This is a genomic window from Phocaeicola faecalis (assembly GCF_021730445.1).
Lineage (GTDB): Bacteria > Bacteroidota > Bacteroidia > Bacteroidales > Bacteroidaceae > Phocaeicola > Phocaeicola faecalis.
Map to the genome: position 1 here is coordinate 43,437 of NZ_JADNRM010000019.1, position 16,244 is coordinate 59,680.

The following is a 16,244-nucleotide window of genomic DNA, read 5'->3' on the forward strand; positions in this document are numbered from 1 at the left end:
CTTTGCCCCGTCCCACTTATGGCTCTGCCCTAAGAACCCGGTCGGAGGCTTTCAGTCCCCAACACCCCTGACCAAAGAGTGACCCTCTCTTTGGAAACTCCGCTCAGAGGTCTCTACCCCTGAGAACCCCGAGCAGGAAGTGACCCTCTCCCTGCACCCTCCGATTAAGGCTCCGCCCTAATGACCCTTTCCCTATTGTAAATCTGTAAACATCATCATGCCTATGGCACAGAAGACATCAATCAACATCAAGCCCTGCAACATCGGAAGCAGCGAGGCGCACAACAGGCGGACAGCGGAATACCTCGCACATATCGGCAAGGAAAAGTTCTATGTCCGCACTGACCTCATGGCGGCAAACGAGACATGGGTAGCACCTGATTTCGGCGGCACTTCGCTGTCGGAACGCTACAATCAGATAGCCGCGATGGTAAAGGAAAAGACAGGTCGGGCGATGCAGACCAAAGACCGTGAACGTGTGAACAAGAAGACCGGGAAGGTGACCGTCGTGCGCGGCAGCACTCCGCTCAAAGAGGGTGTCGTGGTAATCAAGAATGATACCACTTTGGAGCAGTTGCAGCATTTTTGTGAGGTGTGCAAGGAGCGGTGGGGAATCACGGCACTGCAAATCTTCATCCACCGTGACGAGGGGCATTACGGCACTCCCGGAGATACCGCCACATGGAAACCAAACCTTCACGCCCATATCGTATGGGACTGGATGAACCACGACACCGGGAAATCCTGCAAACTGGACGAGAAAGCCATGAGCGATATGCAGACGCTTTTGGCTGAGTGTCTTGACATGGAAAGGGGCAGCTCAAAGGAGCTGACGGGAAAGGAGCATCTTGAACGCGCTGACTTCATTCTTGCCAAGCAGAAGCAGGAAGCCGAACAGGTAAAGGCGGAAAAGGAAGTAGCCGAAGCCGACAGGGATGCCGCGATCCGTGAGACGGACAATGCCAAATCCGAACATGAAAAACTCCAGATCAGGAACGAGGAGAAGCAGCGGCGCAGCGAGGAACTTGACAGCGAAATCGCCGAAAAGGAGGAACGTGCGAGAGAGGTTGACAGGGAGAATACGGACAGCATAAAGTCCGGCATCGCCAACCTTTTCGGCAAGGGCAAGTACGCAGCCATCGAGCAGGAGAACGAGAGACTGAAAGCCGAGAACGAACATATCAAAGAATCGTTCCCCGATGAAGTCAGGAAAGAGGTGGCGAAGCGGACAAAGGCACTGACCGAGGCGAAGCGGACGGTCGAACTGGAGCGAGACAGTGCTATGGCAATCGCTGACACTTATGAATCCGAGAGGGACACGGCTCTGCGGCAGCTCCGGGAGCAGAAGACCGGGGAGCAGCACCGCATTAGCATGGCGGTGAGCCGGGCAACGGCGGAGAAGGACAAGACCATAAGACAGTTGCAAGGTGCGCTGAAATCGAGCCGGGATATTCTGAATATCATCGCCGATATTCTCTACAAGGCAAGCGAGGTGTTCAGGCGAGCCATTGAAGCGATTATCCATTTCGCCACGGAACGGCACAAGTCAATCTTCTCTCCCTCCGAAGCCGCCGACATCAAGAGCGTCATGCAGAGCTACGGCGAAACCATCGAGCAGCGGAAAGCGGTCGGCACATGGCTCTGTGACTATGCGGAACACCGACAGCCCTTTGATGAAATAAAACATCGCCATACACTCAACGAGGTTGGCGATGTCGCGGAAGGTCGGTATGATTGGAAGATTGATAGAGGGCGAGGTGGAATCCTAAGATAGATTTTCACTTTTGAGGGTTGAATGTGTCAGATATTTGCTTTGCAACCCTGTTTATTGCTCCTTTTATATCATGCGAAGCTCCTGCAACCCCAAGAGAGGAATATGCGCCTTTGCATGATGCTACAGGACGCCCTGTATTATAGTCTATAAAATTGACTGTAACAATAGTCTCTTCGGGTTGCACGTTTATACAGGAAGCACAAAACGAGAAAGGAAGAAAAAGAGAGTAATTGATTGATAATGAGAAGTAATTGGCTTTGAATGTCTTTGGTTGCCGAGTGGGTGAAATGCAGTTTTTAGCGGATAAAAGCAAACATTCCGTTTCTATCCCGTTACCCATTTTAGGCGGAGCAAAACACAGCAGTTGAGTGTCTTTAAGTGGCTGACTATAACGCTGTTTGTCTTCGGTTTACATTGTTCAAATAAGCAAGTGTTATAACTGTGCTTTATCCTAAAGCACTAAAGCCGAAGGCTTTGCCCCGCAGGGCAAGAGGAAGAACAGGACGAAGTCCAGTTCCCTCTTGCTTAATTTAGCGAAACTGACAGAGCCGGGAGGCGAGGTTGTTTCAGCCAAATGCGGAGCAACTTCTGAAGGCGTAAACTTAAAACAAGCCTTCATCCGCTTGCGCCATTCTGCTTAAACACAAAAAGCAGAGTTATTCAGGTTCTTTATCCTTATCATCCGTTGGGTGCTTCTTGTCAAACTCTTGATAGGTTTGAAAATCCATGTGTTCACGGACAAAGGAGCGAACATCATTTACTCGGTAGTAGGTCTTATGACCTATCATAAAGAAAGGAAGTTTTTTACTGGAACGATACCTTTGTAAAGTACGATAAGATACTTTTAGGAGAAAGGCTAAATCTTGATTGTCGAGCAGTTTCTCGTCAGGGTCAAATACTTCTTTTGTGTTGATGAGTGATTTTAAATCCTGACCAATTTCACTCAATTTCTTGGACAGCTTTTGCATCCATTTTTCAAAATCTTCGTTATTGATATACATTTTGTTTCGTTTTACAGATTAATACTACTTATGTCCAATGCATTGACGGAGCAAAGTTCGGCAGAACGAAGCAACAAAAATAGGGGAATCTCTATGGACTCCCCTAAAATAGATTTGTAAATTCATGTAAATTAACGATTTACAAAATCATCTTTTTTCATCTTCTTCTTGCGGCTTTCACGAACGATAAGATTTTTCAGGTAATCTAACGCTTTGGTTAAGTTGTAGGGCTTGCGTTTGAATACTCGTTCTTTTGACTTGTGGGCATCCCCGAACGTGAAATTGAATGCCTGCTCCAGAGCATGGGCGATATGAATATATGGAGCAGGATTTCCTTCTTCATTAAAGAACTGTCCTGAAAGTTCAAATGAAACAGCAAATTCTCCCACGCTATCAATCCCCAAGCCTTGCGACTTGGGGACGAAATATACTTTTGAGTTGTAGGGAATAACGTTTTTATTAATAAGCTGATTCGTTTGTCTAAATGTGAATTTCAGTAAGTCAATTTCAGACTCAAGAAATAAAATCGCCTTTCGCTGATAAGTTTTTTTGAGCCTATTTTTTTTCCAACTCGCAAAGAGGTGATGTTCCCAGAAAATCAAGCTCAATACGAGTAATACTTAACATCCGAAATATTTCAGAATAGCTTTGTTTAGATTGACTAATAGTCTTTACCAACTCCATAAAGTGCGTATAAGCATCTTGCATTTCTTCATTTGTCACTTGTGAAGCATCAGACAATAGCCTGAATAACTTCAAATCTATTTTATTCATAATAGACTTTATTTGTAACTGCCTTTTATTCCATAATCCGCATCTTGATTATTAAGAGATTTGTTTCCAGAACTATGAGTTTTTCCAAAACTAAAATTCCACGTAAGAGTAGCAACGATGGTTTGTGAAGCACTACTGAAACTTTCCCGTCTGAAAGGTGCTTGATTATTTTTATTCTCTATCACAGTACGTGAAACATTCTTGAATGGATTGAACGCTCCTATACCAAAAGAGAAGTTATCGGTATTGTATTGAATGGCTAAATAATGATAATTACCACTCTTAATAACGGTTTCACCATACAGCTTCTCATCAAATGGCTGTATCTGAACGATAAACATCCATTTCTTATACATTGCCAAGACATTCGCACTATAATAGAAATTAGAGTATTCATGAGAATAATTGTTCCCTTGACTGTTGAAATGATTGTACCCACCTGTAAGCGAAAATTGCAGTATGTTTTTTATCATTCCCACCTTTAGGTTCATTTCTGCATTATACTTGTTCCAACTCTTCATATTTTCGGGTATTATCAGGAAAATATTACCTTGTTCTTTGACTGATTCCATGATGGGATTATGCTTGTAATGATGTCGTAGGTTAGCATTGAATGTAAACAAGCCTTTTTTGTGTTCGTAAAAAAGGTTATTGTTCAGATTGCTGTAAGGCTTTAATAACAAGTTTCCTCTTTCGGCAAGATAAGGGTCGAGCCTTATTTCCGTGTCAGTCAACTCAACTAAAGTCGGGTTGGTTTGGCTCATCTCCACATCGTAACGAATAAAAGAATTTTCATTTAATCTATATCCCAACATGGCTTTAGGCAAGAAGTTATAATAACTCTTATTAATTGAGATATTAGAAAAATGTACCCGATTAGCCTTTAACCCAAGAGAACAGCTGAATTTATCTTTACTGTGATTCCATTCTGAAAAAACGGAAGTTTCCATTTGATTCAAATCGGACTTAAAAACTCCATTTTGCTGAACTTCTTGTTTCGTAAACGATTGAATATGCTTTGCTCCAAATTTCAAACTGCCATAAGTAAAGCCCTTCTCGTAAATACCTTCTGCTATCAATGAATATTTATCAGATGACAAACCGAACTGCTCTTTGAAAAGAGTATTGGCATTGTCGTATTCTATATAATTACGACCTGTTTCTACTTTGGCATAACTCCCAACAATGTTGGCATAGACTTTTTGCTGATTCTTCAAACCACGCTCATAGTATAGGTCTATTGAAGGGGTATTTATTTTCTGACTAACGCCATCAAATATCTGCCCTATCTTTATGCCATTTTCTATCAAATTACTTTTGAAATCATTATGCGGATGATTTGTCAAAGCATACTTCAACTTTGCATTGAAGAATACCGAATCACTTTGTTGATAGTTATATCCGAAAGTAACATCATGCATCTGATATGAATAATCTCCACCATCTCCGATTTCATCTCTCTGTATCGGAGTTGAGTTTTCAAACTGATAGCTTCCGGTACGTGTCCGATTATTGCTATTGAATTTCTGAAAAGCGGTTGTGTAATTTAATGTATATTCCGACTTCCCTTTGTTAAACTTGGCGAAAAGCACATCGCCGCCCGCAAGAATATTCAAAGAGTTCATCAAGTCCACTCCGATAACACCACCCTTATCGTCCCTTATAACAATAAAATTAACGATTTTAGATGCTGCTCCATATCTTATTCCTGCGTAATCCAAATATTCAACCCGCCTAATTTGACATGGTTGCAAAGTCTGAATCTCTTCTGAAGTAACATTTACTCCATTGATTTGCAACATGACTTTCCCGCCATCGAAGGATGAAATCGTATTCGTCATTGGGTTAATGTTCAATCCTGGAAGCATCATAGTATTCAATAGTTGCATTCCGTTTGCCGAATGGTTAAGTTGTAGTTTTGTCGGAAAAACTATTCGCTGATTTATTTTATTGATTGTGGATGAAGCTGAAATAACAATCTCACCAAGCGACAATACACTTTCATTTAATAACACGTCTATTTCTGCCGATTCTGAAAGGTTTTGTAACAAGATTTTTTTAGCTTCAAAGCCCATACAAGATACCGACAATACGTAATCATCGGAAGTGAGGTTTGTAAATACAAATCTTCCAATTGAATCAGCTGTCGTTCCGTTTAGGAATACGGAATCCTGCTTGAATAGAACAACACTGGCGTATTCAACAGATTCTTTTGTGTTTTGATTAAGTACTCTTCCTGAAATGCTATTCGATTGTCCCGAAGCATTCAAACTTAGAAATAGGAAAAATACAGTAAGATATAATAAATGCTTTTTATTTAAGTCCATACTTGTTTTCTTATAAATGAATATAGACACAGATATAGCATCTGCATCAAAATCCTGATTAATAAATAATAATAGAAAATCCGCCCTCAGAAGATTTGAGGGCTATAAGAAAACTGAGAAAACCTTTCTCAGTATAGACTATGCACGGATTCTAAAGGTACGTGCTAATGTACAGCGTATGCTTGACATGATTTGTTTATACTAAATTTTATGCAAAGATAGGCTTTTTTTCTGAAAAGTAATATCTTTGTATTGAGTTTTTTTGAAACAATGGAAAAAGAAAGCAGACCGAAGTCTTTCGTTCGTCTCTAAATCGTTACCCATTGTTTATTCTCCTTTCTTAAAGCCCTGATATTCAGCGGGCAAAAATCCAATTTTGTACTTCACGTTTACGCCATACTTGACTAACAAAAGTTTTTCCTGTTGTGACGGTGTCAACTCGTAGATTCTGGCATCACTTACAAGTTTTAAGTGTGAGTTCTCCACAGCATCAAAAAGCTGAATCTCGTACTCCATCAACTCTGCCGGAATATGATAGGTGTCGTTATTGATTATAGATGCATACTCATATCGTGACAGGTTGACATTCGTTGAAACTGTAGACTTCGATGTAGTGCAAGCCGTAAACAATATTAAGGCAGCAAGTATTGAAAGAAATTTGAATCGATGGTTCATGATTCTGCATCGGATTATTCGAAGTCCAACAATACACGTGTATACACGCTCTCATAGCGGATCAAAAGTCTGACATCCGGCTGATGGCTGGTTAAATACGGATAAGTTATCACTATCTGATTTTCTTTTATCTCGAATTCGAGTTCATCAGTTAGGTTATTATATCCATCTGTGAAATAGGCATCTACATTCTTGTCAATATGGCAGCCTTTGGAGAACGTGAATGTCGCTCTTTCCTTGCCGTACCCGTCATTTTGATGGGTCCCGGAGAAATGGCTGTCCCATTCGGGAAGCTGTTTGACTTCGGGGAAACACTCAGTATAGCTGATTTTTGCTCCGGCTATATCTTTGTCCTTATCGTAAATCCATGAATCAACATAAACGTTGTAGTAGTTGGTGTTGATAGGAAGTGCCCGGTCTCCGGCAACTGTCTGAACCTTGTTGGCAAGAACAATCTGGTAGAAATTGCCGGGCGTAACCGCAATCTCCTGGGCAAGCTGCGATAGATTTGGGTTCTGATTGAAACCTCCTTTTCTACCGAGGTCTGCAATTCCACAATCATACGATGTGAAGTTATTGGAAGCATTGATGAAAACATCAGAGCCGCCAATGGTTGTTTCGCTATCTCCAATCATCATATTCAATGCGATAGCATTAGTCGGCATTTTCGGTTCATCGTCATCACTGCATGAAACAACAGCGATAGCAAGGAATGAAAATAGTGTGATTAAAAGTTTATTCATTTTTTACTTACTATATTCTCGATTGACTCTATCAAGAGGTTGATTCTATAAGAAAACGTGAGCCAACTATGCCACGTCTTAACTTGAAGGTCGTAGGAAACCATTAGGACAGATGTAACAATAGTGACCCACGCATATGCGAGGGAGTCACTATGCTAATCCTTGTCCCATTTGAAAGTGTCCTACGTTTTCAAGTTACAAGATTGAGCATAACGCTTCTTAATTTCGTATGTCTTGGATAGAGTTACCCCAATCCAAATACAAAGGTAATACAAATACCTTAAAGAACCTTCGTTTACAGGTAAAAATCAGCGTTTCAAAGCTCATTTTTCCTCTTTTTGTACCGCCATTGTTCCTCAAAGCGTCCAAAAGCCTGTTTTATAATGGCAAAAGATAATTCCTTGACAACTATATTAAGAAAATTTTATTGTCCGCTCTATACCCAGATCATGGATGAATTGCTCATCATGACTGACTACAAGCAATGTTCCTTTGTAGTTTTTTAATACCGCTGCCAGTATATTCATACTTGCTATGTCGATATTATTAGTCGGCTCGTCAGCGATGATCATGTCTGGCGCATCTTCGCAGACAATCAGGTGACATAAGGCAAGTTTCATTTTCTCTCCTCCACTAAGACTTCTACACTTCTTGTCCCATGTAGAAGGTGTAAACAGAAAACGGTTCAACAGCATCTTAAGTTCGTGCTCTGGTCTCTTGGAGTTACAAGCCTCCAACTGATCGTAAACAGTCAACTCATTGTCAAGGCACGAATATTCTTGGTCAAGATACAATATGTTCAGCGTTTCTTTACGAAGTATTTTACCGCTTGTAGGCTGCAATGCCCCTGTTATAAGTTTGAGCAAAGTGCTTTTACCACATCCGTTATCTCCCTGAAGCCGTATGCGTTCACCGCTGAATATGGATAAATCCAAGGGATGTTGCCTCCACATAGTATTCCGACCAACATACTTGAAAGTAACATGTTTTGCCTCCACAAGTAGCTTTTTGCCTGCCAAGGCAGAATTTCCCATGTCGATTTTTATCTCTGTATATTCATTGATGGACGAACGTATTTCGTGTATATCTCGTCTCATTGCCTCCATTTTTTCCTGTTGCACCTTATTCAGCCTCGATGTTGTTGCTTCCGATTTGTTACGTAATAATCCCATGGAAATGCGTGCGACACATTTCTTTGCATTCTGCTTTTCTCCTCTCGAAGCATGTTTCTGTTGCCGTTCTATTGTTTTACGGGCAGACTTCTCGGCTTTTGCTAGCTCCTTCTGTTGATTTTCCAGCCGTGTCACTTTAGCTTTAGTTTCCGCATCAACAGTTTCCCGATACGCATCATAATTCATGGGATAGAATTGCATCCCTGTCGGAGACATTTCATAAATTGCGGAAAGCCTGTTTAATAACGTTCTGTCATGGCTGACAATGACGGTGGTACGGTTTGTATGGGCAATGTCTTCATACACCAAAGCTCTGCCTGTCGTGTCGAGGTGGTTGGTCGGTTCATCCATTAGGACAATGGAGGGTTTGAAAATATCCTGTCCGGCAAGAAAGACTCTTGTTTTCTCGCCGCCGCTAAGGTTGCCCATGAGCATATCTGGAGCGATATGTCCGATTTGCCATTTGGCGAAAGCTTCCGTCAACCTTTCCGGAATGTCCCATTCATCGTTTAGCTGTTCGTATTCTTTCTCTGTACCACGCCCGTCCAATATGATTGACAAAGCTCTTAACTTATCTGCCAATCCTAATGCTTCCGCAACACTCATACCATCGAATTGCCCGAAATGCTGTGGTATCATGTACAAGATGTCATCACACACGATGGTTCCTGTTGCAGGAGGGATTTTTCCTGCCAATATTCTCAGGAGTGTGGATTTTCCTACACCATTATTCCCGACAATAGCGCATTTCTCTCCAGCCGGTATGGTGAAAGTGATATTTTGAAACAGGAAATCCTTATTTGGATGTATATACGATAAATCTTGAACTATTAAGCTCATAATTATTTGCAATTATTAAATGTAAAACAAAACGGGATATGACATAAGTTATACACAAGGATCTGGCATAAATCCAGCCCGCTCTATAATTTGTATTTCGTGTATAACCTTTCTTTTTACATGATTGCAAATAACTATTTTGTGCAAAGGTACTACTTTATAGCGATATATCAAAATGATACGTTGCCTTTTGGGGTAGAATTATAGTATTCTTGATATATATCAACAATTTCAAGAGTTGCATTTGGTGTCTTTTATCCTTCCAATTCGCTATTTTTCAAAACACTAAAAATGCTTATCAACTGTTAAGATTTAGTTAAATCTTTCATTCAACACACACACCTTTTCTAATCCTTTCACTCCCTCAAAGCAACTTTTTCACTCCCTCTTTTCCTTTACGGATAGTTGTACCGTTATTTTATTATATGGTTGATTTTCAGCAACAAAAGTCATTGAAAATCAATTCCACATGGAGGAACTTTTCGGAATCGCTCCTGCAATGTTTCGAGGAATTTAAGCAAATCTGCAAACTCCAGAGCCTCTCCATAGATAAAGCTAGAACGCATATCGCTGTAGTCCACCTCATATTTCGGGACAAGTTCTTCACTTGGAACAATCGTAATGGATTCTGGCAGTTCCTTATCATAATCTACATATCCGACATGATAGAATTTCTTTCTATGCTCTACAATGTCATAATAAAGGTTAGAGTCATTCAATGCCTTATCCATATAATCGGTATGTGATAACTTTTCCAAATCATAGAAATGGCGAGACATACGATATGTTCTTGGCTCTTTCTTTTGGTATTCCTCACAAAGCAAAAATGCCTTCTCTAAGAATGTCCTTGCAGGACTCACGGTCTTGATGGTCTGAACAATATCAGAATCAACATCTTCATCCTTATAGACCTGTTCAACCAATGAAGATATGCGTTTCATTTCGTATGGTTCAGCCATAGAAAGGACACTGATTTCAATCTTCACAGTCGGTATTGCATAGGGAGCATCGCTATTGTAGAGTGATGGGTATTGAACAAAAATCACAGATGGATCTTTGTCGTGATCCACTTTCTTTAGTTCACCATTTTCTTCAACAACTTCATTCTCTGCAAGTACAATCACATCCAAACCTAATTTCGCCAGCTGTTCTTTTAAGTCATCTTTAAATTCACCGAAAAGATAATCTTGAGCTTTTTCTCTGAACTTGTGGATTTGGGTGTTGCTGGTGCAGCTGGCACACGACAAATTCATTTCATTTAAGAAGAAGTCACGACCAAGAGCCAAATCAATATCCTCACTGAAACGGTCTATAATATCCCAACCTTTACTCAAACTTGTACCGCCTTTGAAAAGTAGATACTCGGAAGCTTTTGTGTGGAACAAGGCGTACAATATGGCTGTTACCCACCAATCTTTCTCCGCTGCGGCTTCATCAATATTCTTTGCCTCCACAACGCCCTGTATCATGGCCTTGCGTTCATCTATCGAAAAGTCTATCCATTTACTCATTGTCAGTATTCGTTTTGAGGTTTCTTTTAATAATCTGTCTTACCCATACCGGTGCCAATAATAGATCGTGTTCAATTGTTTCTGTTTCAGGTGTTGCAGATAATAGTTGAGCAACTCTTTTTTCCACGCTCTCTGTTATATTATCCTCTCCAATGCTACGAAGAGCCTGTACCAATTCGGGCATTAGTTTTCCTTTGTATGCAAAATTTCTTGGAACGCCATGTTTTAATGTTACAGTTCTATTGCCCAATTTCAGAGTTCTTGGAGTTCCTGATGTTATGAAACAAGCATTCATTGGGACTTGTGTGGAAAATCCCAATCTATTAGCAGCGGTTTCACCTGTTGGAAATACTATTGCCTTATCTCTCTTGGCAATCTCCGTCACCAGTTCAAAAGCAGAAGGATATACCACTCCAAATCGTGTTTTTTTTGCCTTAACATATACGCCTTTGGCTATTCGTGTAATCAAACCCTCTTTCTCAAATTGAGCAAGGAGTTTGGTTACATATTCCACATCAAATTGATGGAATGTAGACACAAAAAACACCTCGCCATATCTTGCGTAGGTTATCTTTGCCTTAACTTTATGTTCCACAGTTCTTTGCATACGATTTTTAGCTTATTTTAAGTCGGAATAAAAGCGTTTTTTTCCGACCACAAAGGTATGAAAATATTGCGAAGTGACAAAAGAATCCATTGTTTATTTCATTACACCTATACTTTTTGCTCTTTAAGCGGGCAAAAACTTGTGATTTTTGGAAGTTTTCGCCCGCTTAACCCGACAATATAAGGTTGAAAGTTCATCCTTCAAACAAGCCTTCTTGTCCCTCTTTTCACCCCAAAATCTACCCTCCAAAATGTCCCAACCATGACATCTGATGACACGTTATGACGTGTATAGACCGATTTGAAAATCAATGGATTAAGTGCTATATATTCGCAGTCGAAATCACTTTTTGTATAACTAAAAAACATTTCGACGTATGAAGAAAAAAGTATTATTCGCAGCAGCATTTATGCTTGCAACAGTAGGTGCTTACGCACAGGGTAACGGTATCGCAGGTATCACCGAGGCTACCAACATGGTAACATCGTATTTCGATCCGGGTACCAAGTTGATTTACGCAGTGGGAGCCGTAGTCGGTCTCATCGGTGGCGTGAAGGTCTATTCGAAGTTCTCTTCGGGCGACCCCGACACCTCGAAGACCGCCGCCTCTTGGTTCGGTGCCTGTATCTTCCTCATTGTAGCCGCCACCATCTTACGTTCATTCTTCCTCTAATATGGCGGTCTATTCAATCAACAAAGGGATTGGTCGTAGCCCCGAGTTCAAGGGGCTACGCAGCCAATACCTCTTCATCTTCGCCGGCGGTCTGCTCGCCATACTCATTGCCTTTATGGTGCTGTATATGGCAGGCGTGAATCAATGGATATGTATCGCACTGGGAGTCATCTCCGCTTCGGTACTTGTCTGGGCGACCTTCCACCTGAATGCCAAGTATGGCGAGTGGGGCTTGATGAAGATACAGGCTGCAAAGAACCATCCCCGCTACATCATCAGCCGCAAGCGATTCTTGCGATTGATTATTCCTAACCTCAAAAACAGAAAGTCATGAGAAATGTAATGAAAGCAGCTACCCTCGAAAGCAAGTTCCCGATTCTGTCGGTTGAGCACGACTGCATCATCAGCAAGGATGCCGACATCACGGTCTGCTATCGTGTGGAGCTTCCCGAACTCTTCACCGTCACACAGGCGGAGTATGAGGCGATACACTCGGCGTGGGCTAAGGCGGTCAAGGTCTTGCCGAACTACAGTATCGTGCATAAGCAGGACTTCTTCATTGAGGAGAGCTACACCCCCGAGTTGCAGAAGGAAGACCTCAGTTTCCTCAGCCGCTCCTTTGAGCGTCACTTCAACGAGCGTCCTTACCTGAAGCACTACTGCTACCTGTTCCTTACTAAGACCACCAAGGAGCATAGCCGCACGACCAGCAGTTTTAATGCCCTTACCCGTGGCTTCATTATCCCGAAGGAGATGCAGGACAAGGAGGCGGTAAGCCGATTCCTGGAGTGTTGCGAGCAGTTCGAGCGTATCATCAACGACAGCGGATTCATCACGCTTACCCGACTTACGGGCGATGAGATTACAGGTACGGAGTCAACTGCGGGCATCATCGAGAAATACTTCTCGCTCTCGCAGGAGGATACCACCTGCTTGCAGGACATCACCCTCGGAGCTGGCGAGATGAAGATTGGCGACAACTACCTCTGCCTGCACACGCTCTCCGATCCCGAAGACCTGCCGACAAGCGTGGCTACCGACAGCCGTTACGAGCGTCTCTCGACAGACCGTAGCGATTGCCGCCTCTCGTTTGCCGCACCTATCGGGGTGTTGCTCACCTGCAACCACATCGTGAACCAGTACCTCTTCATCGATGACTCTGCGGAGATGCTGCGTAAGTTCGAGCAGACAGCACGCAATATGCACTCGCTATCGCGTTACAGCCGCTCCAACCAGATTAACCGCGAGTGGATTGAGGAGTACCTGAACGAGGCACACAGCCAGGGGCTGACGGCTATCCGTGCCCATTGCAATGTCTTCGCGTGGAGCGATGATAGGGAACGCCTCAAGCGTGTGAAGAACGATGTAGGCAGTCAGCTCGCCTTGATGGAGGCCAAGCCCCGACACAATACGGTAGATACACCCACCTTGTTCTGGGCTGCTATCCCCGGCAATGCAGGCGACTTTCCTGCCGAGGAGTCCTTCTACACCTTTATCGAGCAGGCACTATGCCTCTTCATCGAGGAGACCACAGGACAGGATTCACTCTCTCCGTTCGGTATGCGTATGGTGGACCGCTTGACGGGCAAGCCTATCCATCTGGATATTTCGGATTTGCCTATGAAGCGTGGTATCATCACCAACCGCAACAAGTTCATCCTCGGTCCTTCGGGCAGTGGAAAGTCCTTCTTTACCAACCATATGGTAAGGCAGTACTATGAGCAGGGTACGCATGTATTGCTTGTCGATACGGGTAACTCTTATCAGGGGTTGTGTAACCTTATCAATGCCCGTACAGGTGGCGAGGACGGCATCTACTTCACCTATGAAGAGAGTGATCCGATAGCCTTCAATCCTTTCTATGTCGAGGACGGTGTGTTCGACATCGAGAAGAAGGAGTCCATCAAGACACTTATCCTCACGCTGTGGAAAAGGGACGATGAGCCACCGACGAGAGCCGAGGAGGTGGCACTCTCCAATGCCGTGAACCTCTTCTTGGAGCGTATTCGTGCCGACAAGAGCATCAAGCCCTCGTTCAATACCTTCTATGAGTTTATCCGTGACGAGTATCAGGATATTCTCAAGGAGAAGCGTACACGCGAGAAGGACTTCGATGTGTGGGGATTCCTCAATGTCTTGGAACCATATTATAAGGGTGGCGAGTATGATTTCCTCCTTAACTCTGACAAGCAGCTGGACCTCTTGAACAAGAGGTTTATCGTCTTCGAGTTGGATAACATCAAGGACAACAAGGTACTCTTCCCGATAGTGACCATCATCATTATGGAGACCTTCATCAACAAGATGCGTAGGCTGAAAGGTATCCGCAAGATGATTCTCTTGGAGGAGGCTTGGAAAGCCATCAGCAAGGAGGGCATGGCCGAGTATCTGAAGTACCTCTTCAAGACCGTGCGTAAGTTCTTCGGCGAAGCAGTTGTGGTAACGCAGGAGGTCGAGGACATCATCTCTTCCTCTATCGTCAAGGGTACCATCATCAACAACAGCGACTGCAAGATTCTTCTTGACCAGCGTAAGTATGTGAACAAGTTCGATGAGATACAGGCTCTTCTCGGACTCACCGACAAGGAGCGTGCACAGATTCTCTCCATCAACCTCTCCAATGCTCCCGGCAGGAAGTACAAGGAGGTGTGGATGGGTCTTGGCGGAGCACAATCGGCAGTCTATGCCACGGAGGTATCTCCCGAAGAGTACTACTGCTACACCACCGAGGAGACCGAGAAACTGGAGTTGCAGCGGCTCACCGAGAAATTGGACGGCAACATCGAACTCGCCATCAAGCAGCTTGCCGAGAGCAAGCGAAGCAAGTAACCCATTTTATTCACCATTAAACATTTGAAGTATGTACAGTAACTTAAAATCAGACGAAAAGAGACGCCAGGAGGTCATCTCGTGCCTCTATTGGTCACTGATGCAGAATTGGAATATTCCGCAATCTATGCAGGATTACTTCGGACTTACGGAGGATTACCGCCTGTACCATCAGTTGGAGGATATGGATCCTACAATGTATAGGCAGAAAAGAGCAACGGGAGAGATACCCGATGTGCTTGAGGTGGATGCAAGGCTGACACGAGCCGTGGAGAAGATCTTCGAGAGTATCTGTGAACGTCCTCCCGTGCCTTATCTCAACAAACTGAACGAGGAGTTGGATAAGTTGGGGCAGATTGCACATTTCCCCGACAATGTTCACGACACTATCCACATCCGTCCCGATTTCCTTGCCAAATATGGTATTGACAGGAGGGCTTCTTCGGAGGAGTGTTCCGCCAAGGCTGAAAAGGCATATCGGGAACTCGATGCCCGCTTTGTCAAGATGACAGGCAGAAGACCTTATGCTGATGAGCTTTTCAACGGAATGAAGAAGAGACAGAGCGACTCTTCCGAGGAGAGACCGTCCCGAAAGCAGCATATCCGACAGAAGCCCAAATCAAGAGGTCGCAAGATGGGACTATGATTTATGATTAAGTATTCACCCTTTAATTCGTAACAGTATGAGATTGAAAATTTTTATGCTCTGTCTGGTGGCTCTCTTTGTCAGCCAGACATCGAGGGCGCAGTGGGTGGTGACAGACCCCGGCAACCTCGCACAAGGCATCATCAATGCCACGAAGAACATCGTGCATACATCCTCTACGGCAAGTACGATGATTCAGAACTTTCAGGAGACAGTAAAGATCTATAAGCAGGGAAAGGAGTACTACGATGCTCTGAAGAAGGTGAAGAACCTTGTCCGCGATGCACGAAAGGTACAGCAGACCATCCTGCTTGTAGGCGACATTACCGACATCTATGTGAACAGCTTCGAGCGTATGCTGAACGACCCCTACTTCACGGTGGAGGAACTCAGTGCCATTGCTCTGGGATATACCAAACTGCTCGAAGAGAGTGCCCACCTCTTGAATGACCTTAAATCGGTGGTCAATGAGAACGGGCTCTCGATGAGCGACAAGGACCGCATGGATATCATCGACAAGTGTTACAGCGAGATGCTCCAGTACCGTGGGCTTGTGCAGTACTACACCAACAAGAACATCGGGGTATCCTACCTAAGAGCTAAGAAACAGAACGATGTTGACCGTGTGATGTCCCTCTACGGCTCGCCGAGTGAACGCTATTGGTAAACCTG

14 protein-coding genes and 1 pseudogene are annotated in these 16,244 nt (G+C 43.5%); 6 read left to right on the plus strand and 9 right to left on the minus strand.

Annotated features, from left to right (window positions below; translation table 11 throughout):
* Positions 1 to 223: 223 nt before the first annotated feature.
* Complete coding sequence (locus IR173_RS15285) at positions 224 to 1,774, plus strand: mobilization protein (RefSeq protein ID WP_117852511.1); 1,551 nt, start codon at positions 224 to 226, stop codon at positions 1,772 to 1,774.
* 656 nt (positions 1,775 to 2,430) lie between these two features.
* On the opposite strand, the gene IR173_RS15290 is transcribed toward IR173_RS15285, so the two are convergent.
* The 9 genes and pseudogenes from IR173_RS15290 to IR173_RS15330 form a co-directional block, all read right to left on the minus strand.
* A complete protein-coding gene (locus IR173_RS15290) occupies positions 2,431 to 2,775 on the minus strand; it encodes a helix-turn-helix domain-containing protein (protein ID WP_117852452.1) in 345 nt (114 codons plus the stop codon).
* 131 nt (positions 2,776 to 2,906) lie between these two features.
* Complete coding sequence (locus tag IR173_RS15295; protein WP_151061735.1) at positions 2,907 to 3,377, minus strand: hypothetical protein; 471 nt, start codon at positions 3,375 to 3,377, stop codon at positions 2,907 to 2,909.
* Positions 3,331 to 3,549 (minus strand): hypothetical protein, encoded by a 219-nt coding sequence (locus IR173_RS15300; protein ID WP_039848391.1) that lies wholly within the window; start codon positions 3,547 to 3,549, stop codon positions 3,331 to 3,333. Before IR173_RS15300 ends, IR173_RS15295 begins: the two co-directional genes overlap by 47 nt.
* An 8-nt stretch (positions 3,550 to 3,557) precedes the next feature.
* Positions 3,558 to 5,876, minus strand: coding sequence for a carboxypeptidase-like regulatory domain-containing protein (locus IR173_RS15305; protein ID WP_117852450.1), 2,319 nt, complete (start codon positions 5,874 to 5,876; stop codon positions 3,558 to 3,560).
* A gap of 384 nt (positions 5,877 to 6,260) precedes the next feature.
* Positions 6,261 to 6,551, minus strand: a pseudogene (locus tag IR173_RS15310) (hypothetical protein); the annotation flags it as partial.
* A gap of 14 nt (positions 6,552 to 6,565) precedes the next feature.
* Positions 6,566 to 7,294 carry a DUF5036 family protein gene (locus tag IR173_RS15315; protein ID WP_008151886.1) on the minus strand — a complete coding sequence of 243 codons (729 nt, stop codon included), beginning with the start codon at positions 7,292 to 7,294 and terminating at the stop codon, positions 6,566 to 6,568.
* Between the two features lie 413 nt (positions 7,295 to 7,707).
* A complete protein-coding gene (locus IR173_RS15320) occupies positions 7,708 to 9,306 on the minus strand; it encodes an ABC-F family ATP-binding cassette domain-containing protein (RefSeq protein ID WP_217713340.1) in 1,599 nt (532 codons plus the stop codon).
* A 449-nt stretch (positions 9,307 to 9,755) separates the two neighbouring features.
* Positions 9,756 to 10,817: a nucleotidyl transferase AbiEii/AbiGii toxin family protein gene (locus IR173_RS15325; protein WP_237040399.1), complete on the minus strand. Its 1,062-nt coding sequence runs from the start codon at positions 10,815 to 10,817 to the stop codon at positions 9,756 to 9,758.
* Complete coding sequence (locus IR173_RS15330) at positions 10,810 to 11,412, minus strand: DUF6088 family protein (RefSeq protein WP_237040400.1); 603 nt, start codon at positions 11,410 to 11,412, stop codon at positions 10,810 to 10,812. Before IR173_RS15330 ends, IR173_RS15325 begins: the two co-directional genes overlap by 8 nt.
* Before the next feature lie 388 nt (positions 11,413 to 11,800).
* On the opposite strand from IR173_RS15330, the gene IR173_RS15335 reads away from it, so the two are divergent.
* From IR173_RS15335 to IR173_RS15355, 5 genes are read left to right on the plus strand one after another with little or no spacing between them, the layout of a single operon-like run.
* A complete protein-coding gene (locus tag IR173_RS15335) occupies positions 11,801 to 12,097 on the plus strand; it encodes a DUF4134 domain-containing protein (protein ID WP_005794045.1) in 297 nt (98 codons plus the stop codon).
* 1 nt (position 12,098) lies between these two features.
* Positions 12,099 to 12,431: a DUF4133 domain-containing protein gene (locus tag IR173_RS15340; protein WP_237040401.1), complete on the plus strand. Its 333-nt coding sequence runs from the start codon at positions 12,099 to 12,101 to the stop codon at positions 12,429 to 12,431.
* Positions 12,428 to 14,926, plus strand: a complete 2,499-nt coding sequence (locus tag IR173_RS15345) for a TraG family conjugative transposon ATPase (protein WP_237040402.1) — start codon at positions 12,428 to 12,430, stop codon at positions 14,924 to 14,926. Before IR173_RS15340 ends, IR173_RS15345 begins: the two co-directional genes overlap by 4 nt.
* A gap of 31 nt (positions 14,927 to 14,957) precedes the next feature.
* The gene (locus IR173_RS15350; protein ID WP_237040403.1) at positions 14,958 to 15,572 is read left to right on the plus strand and encodes a hypothetical protein; all 615 of its coding nucleotides are present in this window, start codon (positions 14,958 to 14,960) and stop codon (positions 15,570 to 15,572) included.
* A gap of 37 nt (positions 15,573 to 15,609) precedes the next feature.
* A complete protein-coding gene (locus IR173_RS15355; protein ID WP_025018902.1) occupies positions 15,610 to 16,239 on the plus strand; it encodes a DUF4141 domain-containing protein in 630 nt (209 codons plus the stop codon).
* Positions 16,240 to 16,244 lie beyond the last annotated feature (5 nt).